A 15,600-nucleotide genomic window follows, 5' to 3' on the forward strand; every position below is an offset into this window, starting at 1 on the left:
TATCAACGTGCGCCAGTACAGCCGTATTTTACTGGCCTCTCTCCTGCTGATCAGTGCCAAGGCCTCGGCCGACGATAAGTCGGCCGAGGCCTTGTTGCAGCAGATGCAGAGTGCCGTGCAGCAACAGAACTTCGAATTGTCCATGGTCAAGGCCCGTCAGGGACGTCTTGAACCGATCCGCATCAGCCATGCCGTGATCGATGGCAAGGAGGTAGCCCATCTCAGCTATCTCGATGGCAAGGCGATCGAGTATCTCCAGCGTCAGAACGAGTACACCTTCTTTGAAAACAGCCATGATCCCTACACCCTGAAGGATGCCCGCTTTCCCGGTATCTGGTCGACCCTGGTGAAGATGCCGTTGGCACAGGTGCTGGAGAGTTATGATCCTGTGCTTGCTGGCCGTAGTCGGGTGGCCGGCGAGGTCGCTCAAGTCGTCAGGTTGGTTCCCAAGGAAGCTGACAAATATGGCTTTGTGCTCTGGATTGACGAACGTAGTCACCTGTTGCTGCGAGTCGACATGGTGGAGCGGGAGGGCAATCTGGTGGAGCAGATGCTGGGGGTGGATCTGCAATTGCAACAAAAACCGTCCCCATGGCTGGTAAAGCTGGCCAACAGCAAGCAGCCCTCGGCGCTGGCGCTGGAGGATGCCTATCCTGCACCGCAACAGCAGTTGAACTGGCAGATCACCTGGTTGCCCGATGGCTTCAAGGTGCTGTCGCAAGACCGGCACCAGCTGGTGACCACCAGTGTACCGGTGGATTACATGATGCTCTCCGATGGCCTGGTGGATCTCTCGGTCTACGTCTCTCGGGTCGATCCCAAGCAGGCGGTGCGCCAGCAGCTGATCCGCCAGGGGGCGACCTCGCTGGTGAGCTACGTCAACGAGGTGGGGGTCGAGATCACCGTGGTTGGGGAAGTGCCTGCCGAGACAGCCAAACGCATCGCCGAGTCGGTGCAGCCGCTGGCTCGCAACGAAGCGGTGCAGTGAGTCCATGTTCTGGGTTCACAGTAGTGTGCGGCTTGCCGTTGGCTGTGAGTCGTGTTCAGATCCTGCCATTGCATGAGCACGAGGTGTTGCCGTGAATGAGATGAGTGAAGAGCTGGCGACCGTGGTGGCCATTGAGGGTGACCATGCCTGGGTGGAGTGCGAGCGTCGCTCCGCCTGCAGTGGTTGTCAGCAGCAATCCAACTGCGGTACCGGCACTGTGGCCAAGGCGTTTCCCCTGAAAGCCCCCCGCTTGCGAGTCAGGCTGACCGCCGAGGTGAGCGTTGGCCAGCAAGTGAGGCTCGGTATCCCGCAGGAGAGTCTGCTGCGCGGGGCTGCGCTGGTCTATGTGCTGCCGCTTTTCTGTCTGTTGGCCGGCGCCTTGCTGGGGCAGCTCTGGCTGGCGCCGCTGCTCTCGGGCGGGGAGGGGATTACCATTCTCTGCTGCCTGCTGGGGGGCGTGCTGGGCTTTTTACTGGTTCGTTACTTTTCCAACCGCCTGGATCAGGGGCGTTACGGCCCGCAGATGCTCGGCGTTGTCGTCCCTGTCCGCATCCTCCCCTGACCGAACAGGCGCTATTTCACTGGCGCTGGCGACTAAAGAATGGCCGTCAGCCGGGTTATCCAGTAAAATCGCGCCTCCATAACTGACCTTAACTAATTTTGAGTGACTCTTGCTCGATGAAACACATTCGTAACTTTTCGATTATTGCGCACATCGACCACGGTAAATCGACCCTGTCGGACCGTCTGATCCAGACTTGCGGTGGCTTGTCCGACCGCGAGATGCAGGCTCAGGTGCTTGACTCCATGGATCTGGAGCGCGAGCGCGGCATTACCATCAAAGCACAGAGTGTGACCCTGAACTACCAGGCACAAGACGGTAACACCTACCAGCTGAACTTTATCGACACCCCAGGCCACGTGGATTTCTCCTACGAGGTCTCCCGCTCTTTGGCGGCCTGTGAAGGGGCGCTGCTGGTGGTGGATGCCGGCCAGGGGGTTGAGGCACAGACTCTGGCCAACTGCTACACCGCCATGGAAATGGATCTGGAAGTGGTGCCGGTGCTGAACAAGATTGACCTGCCGGCCGCAGAACCCGAGCGGGTTGCCGAGGAGATCGAAGACATCGTCGGTATCGACGCAGTCGATGCGGTGCGCTGCTCCGCCAAGACCGGTCTGGGTGTTGATCTGGTGCTGGAAGAGATCGTCGCCAAGATCCCGGCACCGGAAGGTGACCCGGATGCCCCGCTGCAGGCGCTGATCATCGACTCCTGGTTCGACTCCTATTTGGGCGTTGTCTCTTTGGTGCGGATCAAGAACGGTTCCCTGAAGAAGAACGACAAGATCAAGGTGATGAGCACCGGTCAGGTGTGGGGTGTCGATCGTATCGGTATCTTCACGCCCAAGCAGGTGGATACCCAGGGTCTGGGTTGCGGCGAGGTAGGTTGGGTTGTCTGCGGTATCAAGGACATCCACGGCGCGCCGGTGGGCGATACCCTGACTCAGGCCAAGAATGGTGCCGACAAGGCGCTGGCTGGCTTCAAGAAGGTGAAGCCGCAGGTTTATGCGGGTCTGTTCCCCATCTCCAGCGATGACTACGAGTCGTTCCGTGACGCCCTCGACAAGCTCTCCCTGAACGATGCCTCCCTGTTCTTCGAACCGGAGAGCTCCACGGCGCTGGGCTTCGGCTTCCGTTGTGGCTTCCTCGGCATGCTGCACATGGAGATCATTCAGGAGCGTCTGGAGCGTGAATACGATCTGGATCTGATCACTACGGCGCCGACCGTAGTGTACGAGATCGAGCTGACCGACGGCTCCACCATCCACATCGACAGCCCGGCCCAGATGCCCGCCATCACCAGCATCAAGGAGATGCGCGAGCCGATCGCCGAGTGTCATATCTTGCTGCCGCAGGAGTACATGGGCAACGTGATCACCCTCTGTATCGAGAAGCGTGGCGTGCAGACCAACATGGTCTACCACGGCAAGCAGGTGGCACTGACCTATGAAATCCCGATGGCGGAAGTGGTGCTCGACTTCTTCGACCGTCTGAAATCCACCAGTCGCGGTTACGCCTCGCTGGATTACGGCTTCAAGCGTTTCGAAACCTCCGACATGGTCCGTCTGGACATCATGATCAACGGTGAGCGCGTCGATGCCCTGGCCATCATCACCCACAAGGACAACGCCCAGTATCGCGGTCGTCAGGTGGTGGAGAAGATGCGCGAGCTGATCCCGCGCCAGATGTTCGATATCGCCATTCAGGCGGCCATCGGCAACCAGATCATCGCGCGCAGCACCGTCAAGGCGTTGCGTAAAGACGTAACCGCCAAGTGTTACGGTGGTGACGTGAGTCGTAAGAAGAAACTGCTGAACAAGCAGAAAGAAGGTAAGAAGCGGATGAAGTCCCTCGGCCGTGTCGACGTGCCGCAGGAAGCCTTCCTCGCGATTCTCCACGTCGGAAAGGATTAATAGATGGCAAGCACGTTTTCCCTGATCCTGGTGGTGGTCTGCGCGATCACCGGTGTTATCTGGTGTCTGGACAAGATGATTTGGTCCAAGCAGCGCGCCGCCAAGATTGCCGTGGCTCGTGCCCATGGCGGTGCCCACCTGGATGAGAAGACCCTGGCCAAGGTGGCCCCTGTGCCGGTCTGGATTGAACAGACCGCCGGGGTCTTCCCGGTCATCACCTTTGTGCTGATCCTGCGTTCGTTCATTTTTGAACCGTTCCAGATCCCGTCAGGTTCCATGATGCCCACCCTGCTGGTGGGCGACTTCATCCTGGTGGAAAAATTTGCCTATGGTCTGCGGGATCCGGTGACCAACACCAAGTTCCTCGAGACTGGCGAGCCCAAGCGTGGCGACGTGGTGGTGTTCAAGTATCCCCTTGAACCGCGCGTTGACTACATCAAGCGGGTGGTCGGCATGCCGGGTGATCGGGTCATCTATCGCAACAAGGAGCTGATGATCCGGCCCAAGTGCGAAGAGCAGGAAGGGAAAACGTGCCCGGGCTTCAAGAAGCTCGACGTCAAGTTTGAACAAAGAGGCGAATTTACCCAGATGGGGATCCCCCTTGATCGCTATACCGAGCAGTTGGGTGATGTCTCCCACGAGACCCTGCGCAATCCGCTGATGCCCGACATGGTTGGCCGTTACTATCGCCAGCCCGGCACCTACCCCGACGAGTGGGTGGTACCGGAAGGCCAGTATTTCGTAATGGGCGACAACCGCGACAACAGCACCGACAGCCGCTTCTGGGGCTTTGTGCCCGAGCAGAATCTGGTCGGCAAGGCGGTCGCTATCTGGATAAGTTTTGAATTCGAGCGCGAAGAAGGCTCCCTGCTGCCAAGTTGGGTACCGACAGGTGTGCGCTTCAACCGCATTGGCGGAATCAAGTAAATGAATATCAAGATGAACAGACTGCAGTCCCGTCTCGGGCATGTCTTTGCGGATCTGGAACTGCTGACCCGGGCGCTGACTCACCGCAGCGCCGGCTCTCGTCACAATGAACGACTGGAATTTCTGGGTGACTCGATTTTGAGTCTGGTGATTGCCGACGATCTGTTCCACCGCTTCCCGCAAGCGGCGGAAGGGGATCTCAGCCGGATGCGCGCCACCCTGGTGCGCGAGAAGACCCTGGCCGAACTGGGCCGGGAGTTTGACCTCGGGGATCACTTGATCCTGGGTCCCGGCGAACTCAAGAGCGGCGGTTTTCGCCGCGAATCCATTCTGGCCGACACGGTCGAGGCGGTGATCGGTGCCGTCTATCTGGATACCAATCTTGAGACGGTGCGGACACTGCTGCTGAGCTGGTATGCCAGCCGCCTGGAAGAGATCAAGCCGGGCATCGAGCAGAAAGATCCCAAGACCCGTCTGCAAGAAATTTTGCAGGGAAGCCGCAAATCCCTGCCGACCTACACTGTGACCAACGTCAAGGGCGAGGCCCACAACCAGGAGTTCACCGTCCAGTGTGACGTTGAAGGTCTGGATGGTCCCCTCGTCGGGGTCGGCACCAGCCGTCGCAAGGCCGAACAGGCCGCGGCGCAGCAAGCATTGGAAAAACTGTCATGACAGATACCACCTACTGCGGCTTTGTCGCCATCGTGGGCCGCCCGAATGTGGGCAAGTCCACCCTGCTCAACAAGCTGCTTGGCCAGAAGGTCAGCATTACCTCGAAGAAGCCCCAGACCACCCGTCACCGGATTTTGGGGATCGACACCGAGGATAACTACCAGACCATCTATGTAGATACCCCGGGTCTGCACATTGAAGAGAAACGGGCCATCAACCGTCTGATGAACCGTGCCGCCACCAGTTCGCTGGGTGATGTGGCCATGGTGGTGTTCATGGTCGACGGTACCCACTGGACCAAAGACGACGAGATGGTGCTGGGCAAGCTGCGCAATCTCAAGTGCCCGGTGGTGCTGGCGGTCAACAAGATTGACAACGTCAAAGAGAAAGAAGATCTGCTGCCCCACCTCGAGTGGCTGGGCCAACAGATGAACTTCGCCCATATTCTGCCCATCAGTGCCGAAAAGGGCACCAACGTGGAGAAGATCCGCGAGTGGGCCAAGGATCTGCTGCCGGAAAACGTCCACTTCTTCCCGGAAGATTACGTGACCGACCGCTCCTCCCGCTTTATGGCCTCCGAAATCATCCGCGAGAAGCTGATGCGCTTCACCGGTGAGGAGCTGCCCTACTCGGTGACGGTGGAGATCGAGCGCTTCAAGGTGGAAGAGAACGGCCTCTATCACATCCACGGCCTGATCCTGGTCGAGCGCGATGGCCAGAAGAAGATGGTCATCGGCAATAAGGGCGAGAAGATCAAGACCATAGGCACCGAAGCGCGCCTCGATATGGAGCGTCTGTTCCAGAACAAGGTGCACCTGGAGCTGTGGGTCAAGGTCAAGTCGGGCTGGGCTGATGATGAGCGCGCCCTGCGCAGCCTCGGGTATGGCGACGACTGATTGCTGACCCCGGCTTTCGTCATCCACAGTCGGCCCTATCGGGAGACCAGCCAGCTGGTCGAGGTCTTCACCCAAGATAGTGGCCGATTTACTCTGGTGGCTCGCGGCTCTCGCGGGCCACGCTCCCCTCTCAAGGGGCTGCTGCAACCCTTTACCCTGCTCACCATCGCCTGGCGCGGCAAGGGCGATCTCAAGAACCTCACCCAGGTCGAATGCCCGGATCACTCCCTGCGTCTCGGTGGCGATCGCCTCTTCTACGGCCTCTATCTCAACGAGCTGGTCTACTACCTGCTGGAAGCGCACACCCCGTTCCCCGAAGTGTTCGACGCCTATGCCCGTGCCATCATGGCGCTGGCCGACGGCGAGACGCCTGAGCTGCCGCTGCGCCGCTTCGAGTTCCTGCTGTTGCAAGCACTTGGATATGCGGTGGATTTCGAATACACGGCGGACGACGAGTCGCCCATCGAGCCGACCCTGCTCTATGGCTTCGAGCGTGAATTGGGCTTTGTTGCTTGCGAGCGGGCGCCGGATCCCCGTACCCTGTTTCTCGGTGCCCACCTGCTCGCCTTTGCCGAGGGACGTTTCGATACCCCTCCCTTGCTGCAGGCGGCCAAACGTTTCAGCCGATTGGCACTGCAACCCTATCTGGGCAAGCGCCAGCTAAAGAGCCGGGAGCTGTTTTTAAAACGCAAAGCCAGTATGCAAGGCTGACACAGATTACAGACATACGGATATTGGCGCGGTGTGATTCGCTGACCGCGCAGTCAATAGATGAAGCCTTTCAAGGAGTTCTCAATGAGTGAAATCTATCTGGGTGTGAACATCGACCATATCGCCACCCTGCGCAACGCCCGTGGCACCCAGTATCCGGATCCGGTACAGGCCGCCTTCGTGGCCGAGCAGGCCGGGGCCGATGGCATTACCGTGCATCTGCGTGAAGATCGTCGCCACATCACCGACCGCGACGTGGAGATCTTGCGTCAGACTATCCAGACCAGAATGAACCTGGAGATGGCGGTGACCGAAGAGATGATCGGCATCGCCTGCCGCATCAAGCCCCACTTCGTCTGTCTGGTGCCGGAGAAGCGCACCGAAGTGACCACCGAGGGCGGTCTGGACGTGGCCGGTCAGCTGGACAAGGTGACTGACGCAGTTGCCCGCCTCTCTGCTGTGGGTGCCCAGGTATCCCTCTTTATCGACGCCGATCCCATCCAGATCGATGCGGCTGCCGAGAGTGGCGCCCCCTTTATCGAGATCCATACCGGCCGTTACGCCGATGCCACCACCGATGCTGAGCGCAACGCCGAGTTCAAGCGTATCGCCGCCGGCGCCTCCTATGCCGCTGGCAAGGGCTTGAAGGTCAATGCCGGTCACGGCCTGCACTACCACAACGTCAAGGCCATCGCCGCCATCCCCGAGCTCTATGAGCTCAACATCGGCCACGCCATCATCGGCCGCGCCGCCTTCGATGGTTTGGCCAAGGCTGTGAGCGACATGCGCCTGCTGATGCAGGAAGCCCGTCAGGGGATCTGAGTTGCAAAATAGGCCCGCGGCCTGAGACCGGCCGCTAGAAATAACAAGGGACGCCACGGCGTCCTTTGTTATTTCAGGTGTTGTTCAAGTGAGGGCAATGGGTTGGCGGCTATAGAGCTGTAATAACCCAGCACAATCGGCTATAAGCAGTTGATGTCAAAAGGGTTACACTGGTTGACTCTGTGAGTTGGACGAGATTGTTATGGATCACCCCCTGCACCACCCCGATATCACCGAACTTGAACCTGTCGCCCGCGCGGCGGGGGCGGCCATCATGGCCATCTACAGCCAGCCCTTCGCGGTGGAGTACAAGAGCGACGAGAGCCCGCTTACCGCTGCCGACAAGGGGGCTCATGAGGTGATCGTTCAGGGGTTGGCACGGCTGACTCCTAATATTCCTGTGTTGTCGGAGGAGTCGGGGCCCGAGGTGATGGCGGCGCGCCACGGCTGGTCACGCTACTGGCTGGTGGATCCCCTCGATGGCACCAAGGAGTTTGTCTCCCGCAACGGCGAGTTCACCGTCAATATCGCGCTGATTGAAGAGGGGGCGCCGCGCTGGGGGCTGGTCTATGCCCCAGTGCTGGACAAGCTCTGGTATGGCGGAAAGGGTCTCGGTGCCTGGCGCATCGCCGATGGCAAGCGCGAGTCCATCCAGACCCGGCCTCATCGTGAAGGCGAGGCGTGGCGAGTGGTGGGCAGTCGCAACCACCTGTCGCAGGAGACCCTCGATTTCTTGGCTCCTTTTGGCGAGATCGAGCTGGTCTCGATGGGCAGTTCGCTGAAGTTCTGCATCATTGCCGAGGGGGGCGCCGAGCTCTATCCGCGCCTTGCTCCTACTTGCGAGTGGGATACCGGTGCGGCGCAGGCGGTGCTGGAGGGGGCGGGCGGCAGCGTCACCCGACTCGATGGCTCACCCCTTGCCTACAACAAGCCCGATATCCTCAATCCCTGGTTTGTCGCCAGAGCGTGACCTTGTTGGTGCGCTGAGCATCGCGCAATAAAAAGAGGCCGGAGCGGGTTGTACATCCGTTCCTGCCTCTTTGTATTTGACGCAGTTTTAAAAGACTTTCTTGAACGGCTTGATGGTCACTTTGGCATAGACGCCAGCTGCCACATAGGGATCGGCATCGGCCCAGGCTTGGGCATCCGCCTGCGAGGCAAACTCGGCGATGACGGTGCTGCCGGTAAAGCCGGCATCGGCCGGATCCTCGGCATCGATGGCCGGGTTGGGGCCGGCGGTCAGCAGCCGACCTTCATCCTGCAGGGCTTGCAGGCGAGCCAGATGGGCAGGGCGAACTTGCTTGCGCAGTGGCAGGCTATCGGGGACATCTTCGGAGTAGATGAGATACCACATGAGACAATCCTTTTCTGATGAGGGTTACTTTTTGAGTTCGTCTTTTTGCTGGGACAACTGCTCGGCAGGGATGTGGCGGTAGAGGTAGACGCCGCTCAGCAGGGTAAAGACCAGCGTCATCCCCAGCAGGCCGAACACCTTGAAGTTGACCCACATCTCTTGCGGCAGGTTGAAGGCCACATAGAGATTGAGCAGGCCGCAGACGGCAAAGAAGCCGACCCAGCCGAGATTGACCTTGTCCCAGACTGCATCGGGTGCCTGCAGTTCCTTGGCCAACATCTGTTTGATCAGATTCTTGCCAAAGCCGTAGCGGCTGATGAGCAGACCCAGTGCGAACAGCACGTTGATGACAGTCACTTTCCACTTGATGAAGGTGTCATCGTGGAAGAAGACGGTGAGGCCGCCGAAGAAGCCGACCAGCAGGAAGGTAAAGAGCTGCATCTTCTCGACTTTGCGATAGCGGATCCAGCTATAGGCGAGCTGCAGACCGGTGACCACCACCAGTGCGCCGGTAGCCATGTAGATGTCGTAGAACTTGTAGACCGCGAAGAAAACGATAAGTGGAATAAATTCAATAAATTGCTTCATGTCTGGCGCCTAGTCCTCAAAGATGGCCTGCAAATTTCGCCCAGTCTACCTGCATGGCGGACAACGGCAAATGAATAAGACCGCTCATTTTTACGCCGGTTCCGTGCCGTCGCCAAACAGTTGGCGTGCAATGGATATCCCCAGTCGCTGCTGATCGGCCAGCAGGTCGCGGATATGGCGCTCTTCAATCAGAGGGTTGAGCAGCACGGCGCGCAGCAGGGTGAGCGGTTGGGCACCGTAGCGCACCACGGCGCGCTGGGTGCGGGAGACAAAGCTGTGCCCCTCGGCCCGCTGGGCTTTTTGCAGGGACACGTTGAAGTCGTTGATCTGCGCATTGGCCGTCTCATCCAGCACCTTGCCCTGCAGATGGGGCGGGATGCAGCGATAGGAGAGCAGGTTCATCACCGGAGCAGACATCAACTCGAAGGCGGGGTCGCTTTCGATGAGCTCGGCCATCAGTCTGGCTCGGTCGTAGTTGGCTTCGATAAGCTCGGCATAGCCTTGCTGGCCGAAGAGCTGGAAGGCGGCATCCAGATAGAGGGCGTTGGCCGGGCGGGTGCCCTCCAGGGTAAAGCGACCCTGATCGAACGAGGTGGCGCGAATGGCATAGGGCGCCTCCCGCTTGACCGCCATCATCAGGTCGGGCTGGCGGCAGAGCAGCATGCCGGTACCGAGCGGCACCAGAAGTTGCTTGTGACCATCCAGGGTGACGGTGTCGGCCTGCTCTATTCCGGCTAGCAGACCTTGATAGCGGGGGGAGAAGAGGGTCGGGCCACCCCAGGCAGCATCCACGTGGAAGTGGATCTGCTCGCGCTCGGCAATGGCCGCCAGCTCAGGCAGGGGATCGATGGAGCCAAAGTCGGTACTGCCTGCCACGCCGACCAATGCCAGTACTTTCAATTTCTGCTCTTTGCACTGGATCAGCGCCTGTTCCAGCGCAGCCAGACTGAGCCGGTTCTGCTCGTCGGTCTCGAGGCGCCAGACGCTGCGGGCGCCCAGTCCCAGCAGATCCATCCCCTTGTCGAAGGAGTAGTGCATCAGCCGGGAGCCTAGAATGACGGCGCCGCGATAGCCTTGCTCATAGAGCGCGAACAGGTTGTCGCCGCAGGCGCGGTTGCGGGCCAGCCAGAGAGCGGTGACGTTGGCGATGGTGCCGCCGCTGGTCATGACGCCGAGGGCGGCATCCTTGGCATGCATCTGCTCGCCGTAGAAAGCATCGTCCCTGCCATAGATGAGGCGGTGCAGCTTGGCCAGCACCTCCCGCTCCAGAAAGCTGAGCAGTCGGGAGGACTCCATCTTCATCGGATTCTGGTTGAGCATCACCAGCAGGCGCGACAGCTCGGCGGTATAGGCCGGCAGGGGCGCCGTCATGTGGCCCATGTAGCGTGGCGAGGTGAGGTGCGAGGCGCCGGGTACCAGAGTAGCCAGCCGCGCCAGATACTCCTCGATAGGTTGGCCGACTGCAGGCATGCGGGATTGATCGAGCTGGTGGGTGAACAGGTCGCGCTGATAGGGGGCCTGACTGTCGTCGGAGTGGTGGAAGCTCTCCAGCAAGGTGTTCATCGCCTCGCCAAAGGCGGGATCCGCTTGTGCAAACAACTCAGTCAACTTCATCAGGTTCTCCAGACCAGGTCACCGGGGTAGGTGTCTATGCCGCTTGTCTCGGGCATCGGCGGCAGAGCATACACCAAAGGGAGGCGGGTGACAGCCACCCCATTTTTTAAGCGAACACTTGTACTCCGAAATGGTGCTGGGTAGAGTGAGCCACAGTTATTGTGGAGTCGATGTTATGAGTGGTGTGATGGATTACTCCCCCCGGGAGGAGCTGGCAAACCGGCTGAGTCACGGTGCGGGATTGTTGCTGGGGATTGTCGGGCTGGTGCTGTTGCTCATCAAGGGATGGGGACAGGGTACGCAGGCGCTGGTGAGCTACAGCCTCTATGGCGGCAGTTTGGTATTGCTCTATCTCGCCTCGACCCTCTATCACAGCATGGCTGAAGGGCGTGCCAGACGCTGGTGCAAGGTGTTTGATCACTGTGCCATCTATCTGCTGATTGCCGGCACCTATACCCCCTTTCTGCTGGTGGCGCTCGATACGCCGTTGGCGAAGGGGTTGATGGTGGTGATCTGGGCCCTGGCGCTGGCCGGGGTGGTGTTCAAGCTGGTATTTATCAACCGCTTCAAGAAGTTGTCGCTCTTTACCTACCTGATGTTGGGCTGGCTGTCGCTGGTGGTCATCTACCAGCTCTATATCCATCTGGCCGGTGAGGGGTTGTTGCTGCTCGGGCTTGGCGGCCTTATCTACAGCCTCGGGGTCATCTTCTATGTGGCCAAGCAGCTCCCCTATAACCACGCCATCTGGCATCTCTTTGTGCTGGGTGGCAGCGTTTGTCACTTTATGGCCATTTACGGCTACGTCGCCTAACGTCTTGTAACTAGCCCTTAATTGGTATTTTTGGCGCGTAAAAGGATAAATTCGTGCGGTATCACACAGTTGGCATCAGCGTTTGCTGACAAGCTAGGGCCAGTTCAATTCGCAAAGGATGCACGAAATGAGTGAAATCGCGCTTTCCATCAGCATGTTGTCGCTGGTGGCAGTGCTGGGACTCTGGCTTGGAAACTGGCGAGTCTATGGCGTTGGGTTAGGGATCGGTGGGGTGCTGTTCGGCGGCATCATAGTGGGTCACTTTGCCGGGGTGTCAGAGCTGGCGCTCGATGAGCAAACACTCCATTTTATTCAAGAGTTTGGCCTGATCCTGTTTGTCTATACCATCGGCATTCAGGTCGGCCCCGGTTTTTTCTCGTCATTGCGCAGCTCCGGACTCAAGCTCAATGCCTTTGCTGCTTTGCTGGTTATCCTGGGGTGCATCGTTGCGGCGGCACTTCATCAACTGTTTGATGTGCCGCTACCGGTGATCCTCGGGGTCTTCTCCGGTGCCGTGACCAATACCCCATCTCTTGGTGCGGGTCAGCAGATCCTGGCGGAGCTGGGAGCTCCCCATGGTTCAACCGGGCTGATGGGGATGGGATACGCAGTGGCCTATCCATTCGGCATCTGCGGCATTTTGCTCACCATGTGGCTGGTCAGGGTCTTCTTTCGCATCAAGATCGACGATGAAGCCGCCCAGTTCGAGTTGCAGACAGGTAAAACCAAGGAGAGCTTGCAGACCATCAACATCGCGGTACGCAACCCCAACATGCATGGCTTGATGCTGAGCGAGATCCCGAGTCTCGACGAGTCTGATGTCATCTGCTCACGCCTCAAGCGTGGCGACGAGCTGATGGTGCCGCGCACTGATTCCCGTATCGAGCTGGGCGACCTGCTGCACCTGGTTGGTGAGCGCCATGCACTGCACAAGGTGTTGCTGGTGCTGGGTGAAGAGGTCGACACCTCCCTATCGACTCGCGGTACCGACCTGAGGGTGGAGCGGGTCGTGGTGACCAACGAGCAGGTGCTGGGCAAGAAGATCCGCGATCTTGACATCAAACAGCGCTATGACGTGGTGATCTCGCGCCTCAACCGGGCCGGTATCGAGCTGGTACCGACCAGCCAGACCAGTCTGCAGTTTGGTGACATCCTCAACCTAGTAGGTCGTCTCGATGCCATCGAGGCCGTGACCAATGTGGTCGGCAACGTGCAGCAAAAACTGCAACAGGTGCAGATGTTGCCGGTATTTATCGGGATTGGCCTCGGCGTATTGCTCGGCTCCATCCCCTTCTACCTGCCCGGATTCCCGGCCGCTCTCAAATTGGGTCTGGCGGGGGGGCCGCTGGTGGTGGCGCTGATCCTGTCGCGGATCGGCAGCATCGGCAAGCTCTACTGGTTCATGCCCCCCAGCGCCAACCTGGCGTTGCGGGAGATCGGGATCGTGCTGTTTCTGGCGGTGGTTGGCTTCAAGTCAGGGGCCGGCTTTGTTGATACCCTGATCAACGGTGATGGCCCCTCCTGGATGCTATATGGGGCAGCGATTACCCTGATCCCCTTGCTGGTGGTCGGGGTGCTGGCGCGTCTCTATGGCAAGATGAACTATCTCACCCTCTGTGGCTTGCTGGCTGGCTCCATGACGGATCCTCCCGCATTGGCCTTTGCCAACGCCATGCACCCGACCAGTGGTGCCAGTGCGCTCTCCTATGCCACTGTCTACCCGCTGGTGATGTTCTTGCGGATCATCTCGCCGCAACTGCTGGCCATCATCCTCTGGGCCGGTGCATAGGGTTAATTCTGACAGGAGCATGCCTTGTCATGCTCCTGTCATGATAATGTAATGTATTGATAATTTTAGTTTTTATTTTTCGGTAATCCCCTCGTCACCCTTCTGTCTGGCTGAACGGTCCAGCCTCAAATCAGTCTATTCTTTCGAATTTTCGAACTGGTTATTTGCTCTCTCTCTGTGCAGAGTAGGCTGTGGCTTTTTGCATGCAAATCAGGATTCAGGAGAGAACATGATTACCAATTCCGTTACTCTGGAACAGGGCGTAACCGTCACCCAGCTCAAAGGTCAAGTTTATCAGGTGGCTGCAGATGGTAGCCGCAAGTTGCTGGTGGAAGGGGATGTGCTGCCGAAAGGGGCGGTGATCATGTCGCCGGATGGCGCCAGTTTCATGGGCGGCGGACAGTCTTTCAATGTGCAACCTGCCAGCGAGCAGAGTGAGCCTGCCGAAGAGGAAGATGCTCCCCAGCTGGCGCAAAACAGTGCCGCAGGCACACCCGATGATATCAGTGCCCTGCAAGAAGCCATTTTGGGTGGCGCTGACCCGACCCAGGCCTTTGAAGCCTCCGCCGCAGGCGGTGCACCTGCTGCCGGTGGTGGCGGGGTTGGTGGTGTCGCCGGAGCCAGTGGCAACGGCGGTTTTGTCACCATCGACCGTACCGGCTCCGCAACCATTGCCGAAGCGACCTTCGATACCACCTACAACACCAATGGCGAGCCACCGCTGGATGCTGCAGGAGAAGATGAGGTATTTGACCTTACGCCTCCAACCATCTCCGTGGTAGCGCCAGACAATACCAATGACACCACTCCGACCCTGACCGGAACCACGGATGCGCCTGCTGGCAGCACGGTGACCCTGGTGGTGACCGATGCCAACGGCAATCAGCAGACCCTGACCACTATTGTCACACCTAATGGCACCTTCACCGTGGATGTCGCCACACCGCTGGCCGAAGGGGGCTATCAGGTGACGGCTTCCGTGACCGATCCGGCCGGCAACACCGGCACCGCGACCGATGATGGCAGTGTGGATGTAACCGCTCCGGTGATTACTGTTGATGCACCTGACAATACCAATGACACCACCCCGACCATTACGGGCACTACGGATGCACCTGCTGGCAGCACGGTCACTCTGGTCGTGACCGATGCCAATGGCACTCAACAAACGTTGACCGCCATCGTGCAACCGGGTGGTGGTTACAGCGTAGATGTCACTACTCCGCTGGCGGAAGGCAGCTATAAGGTGACGGCCAGCATCACCGATCCGTCTGGCAACACAGGTACCGCTACCGACGATGGCAGTGTTGATAGCAAGGCCCCTGACCTGGCCATCACCCTGGATGCCGACATCACCGCCGACGACGTCATCAACGCCGCTGAAGCGGGTCAGCAGATCCCGGTCAGCGGCACCGTGACGGGCGAGTTCAAGGTAGGGGACACCGTCACCCTGACCGTCAACAACACCGAATACACCGGCAAGGTGGCTGCCGATGGCCGCTTCACCATCCTGGTGGCGGGCAGCGATCTGGCGGCCGATGGCGACCGCACCATCGATGCCAGCGTGACCAGCACCGACGTGGCGGGCAACAGCGCCACCGCGACCGACAGCGAAGGTTATGAAGTGGATACTGACCTGCCGAGCATCGACCTGGCGGCGATTGGCGATGGCAACCTGTCGGTGGCGGAAGCCAAGGCGGTCGAGCTCAAGGGCGTGACCAGCAACGTGGAAGATGGCCAGAAGGTCACCCTGACCGTGACCGACGTGAACGGCAAGTCGGTGACCTTCGAGGCGACCGTGAGCGGCGGCAAGTTCAGCACCACCGTAGACCTGGGGGCCAGTGGCCTGGCGGATGGCAAGTTCACCGTGAAGGCGGATGTGACCGACCAGGCGGGCAACCCGGCGAGCGACAAGGAAGAGGCGATCCTGGACAGCGACAACGCTGACCTGCCGAG

The 15,600-nt window shown here is 59.3% G+C and carries 15 protein-coding genes; 12 read left to right on the forward strand and 3 right to left on the reverse strand.

The features are described 5' to 3' along the window. The first annotated feature begins 7 nt into the window (after nt 1–7). From G5332_RS19290 to cysQ, 9 genes are all read left to right on the forward strand, one after another. A complete protein-coding gene (locus G5332_RS19290; RefSeq protein ID WP_216980206.1) occupies nt 8–988 on the forward strand; it encodes a MucB/RseB C-terminal domain-containing protein in 981 nt (326 codons plus the stop codon). 100 nt (nt 989–1,088) lie between these two features. Next, nucleotides 1,089–1,550 (forward strand): SoxR reducing system RseC family protein, encoded by a 462-nt coding sequence (locus G5332_RS19295; protein ID WP_421173176.1) that lies wholly within the window; start codon nt 1,089–1,091, stop codon nt 1,548–1,550. A gap of 116 nt (nt 1,551–1,666) precedes the next feature. Beyond that, nucleotides 1,667–3,460 (forward strand): translation elongation factor 4, encoded by a 1,794-nt coding sequence (gene lepA / locus G5332_RS19300; RefSeq protein WP_005335396.1) that lies wholly within the window; start codon nt 1,667–1,669, stop codon nt 3,458–3,460. 3 nt (nt 3,461–3,463) lie between these two features. Next, nucleotides 3,464–4,387 carry a signal peptidase I gene (lepB, locus tag G5332_RS19305; protein ID WP_005335395.1) on the forward strand — a complete coding sequence of 308 codons (924 nt, stop codon included), beginning with the start codon at nt 3,464–3,466 and terminating at the stop codon, nt 4,385–4,387. Further along, a complete protein-coding gene (gene rnc / locus G5332_RS19310) occupies nt 4,388–5,059 on the forward strand; it encodes a ribonuclease III (protein ID WP_005335394.1) in 672 nt (223 codons plus the stop codon). Next, on the forward strand, nt 5,056–5,955 hold the full coding sequence (gene era, locus G5332_RS19315) for a GTPase Era (protein ID WP_005335393.1): 900 nt from the start codon (nt 5,056–5,058) through the stop codon (nt 5,953–5,955). Before rnc ends, era begins: the two co-directional genes overlap by 4 nt. Continuing rightward, nucleotides 5,956–6,666: a DNA repair protein RecO gene (gene recO, locus G5332_RS19320; RefSeq protein ID WP_005335391.1), complete on the forward strand. Its 711-nt coding sequence runs from the start codon at nt 5,956–5,958 to the stop codon at nt 6,664–6,666. Nucleotides 6,667–6,750: 84 nt separating this feature from the next. Continuing rightward, nucleotides 6,751–7,488 carry a pyridoxine 5'-phosphate synthase gene (gene pdxJ, locus G5332_RS19325; RefSeq protein WP_005335389.1) on the forward strand — a complete coding sequence of 246 codons (738 nt, stop codon included), beginning with the start codon at nt 6,751–6,753 and terminating at the stop codon, nt 7,486–7,488. Nucleotides 7,489–7,690: 202 nt separating this feature from the next. Continuing rightward, a complete protein-coding gene (gene cysQ, locus G5332_RS19330; RefSeq protein ID WP_421250000.1) occupies nt 7,691–8,458 on the forward strand; it encodes a 3'(2'),5'-bisphosphate nucleotidase CysQ in 768 nt (255 codons plus the stop codon). Between the two features lie 87 nt (nt 8,459–8,545). Here the strand turns inward: cysQ and G5332_RS19335 are convergent, their stop codons facing one another. The 3 genes from G5332_RS19335 to G5332_RS19345 form a co-directional block, all read right to left on the reverse strand. Beyond that, the gene (locus G5332_RS19335; RefSeq protein ID WP_005354350.1) at nt 8,546–8,842 is read right to left on the reverse strand and encodes a YciI family protein; all 297 of its coding nucleotides are present in this window, start codon (nt 8,840–8,842) and stop codon (nt 8,546–8,548) included. 24 nt (nt 8,843–8,866) lie between these two features. Next, nucleotides 8,867–9,430: a septation protein A gene (locus tag G5332_RS19340; RefSeq protein ID WP_421250001.1), complete on the reverse strand. Its 564-nt coding sequence runs from the start codon at nt 9,428–9,430 to the stop codon at nt 8,867–8,869. Nucleotides 9,431–9,520: 90 nt separating this feature from the next. Further along, entirely contained in the window at nt 9,521–11,044 is a 1,524-nt protein-coding gene (locus tag G5332_RS19345; RefSeq protein ID WP_216952964.1) for an aminotransferase class V-fold PLP-dependent enzyme, read from the reverse strand. Between the two features lie 175 nt (nt 11,045–11,219). Here G5332_RS19345 and trhA point away from each other — a divergent pair, with 175 nt between their 5' ends. From trhA to G5332_RS19360, 3 genes are all read left to right on the forward strand, one after another. Beyond that, a complete protein-coding gene (gene trhA, locus G5332_RS19350) occupies nt 11,220–11,855 on the forward strand; it encodes a PAQR family membrane homeostasis protein TrhA (RefSeq protein WP_158111314.1) in 636 nt (211 codons plus the stop codon). A gap of 127 nt (nt 11,856–11,982) precedes the next feature. Further along, nucleotides 11,983–13,644 carry a putative transporter gene (locus G5332_RS19355; RefSeq protein ID WP_421173166.1) on the forward strand — a complete coding sequence of 554 codons (1,662 nt, stop codon included), beginning with the start codon at nt 11,983–11,985 and terminating at the stop codon, nt 13,642–13,644. Nucleotides 13,645–13,873: 229 nt separating this feature from the next. Further along, nucleotides 13,874–15,600, forward strand: a 1,727-nt coding sequence (locus G5332_RS19360) for a retention module-containing protein (RefSeq protein WP_421311556.1), incomplete at its 3' end; no start/stop codon positions are given.

This window comes from Aeromonas sp. 603757, from assembly GCF_049171255.1.
GTDB classification, from domain to species: domain Bacteria; phylum Pseudomonadota; class Gammaproteobacteria; order Enterobacterales; family Aeromonadaceae; genus Aeromonas; species Aeromonas veronii_A.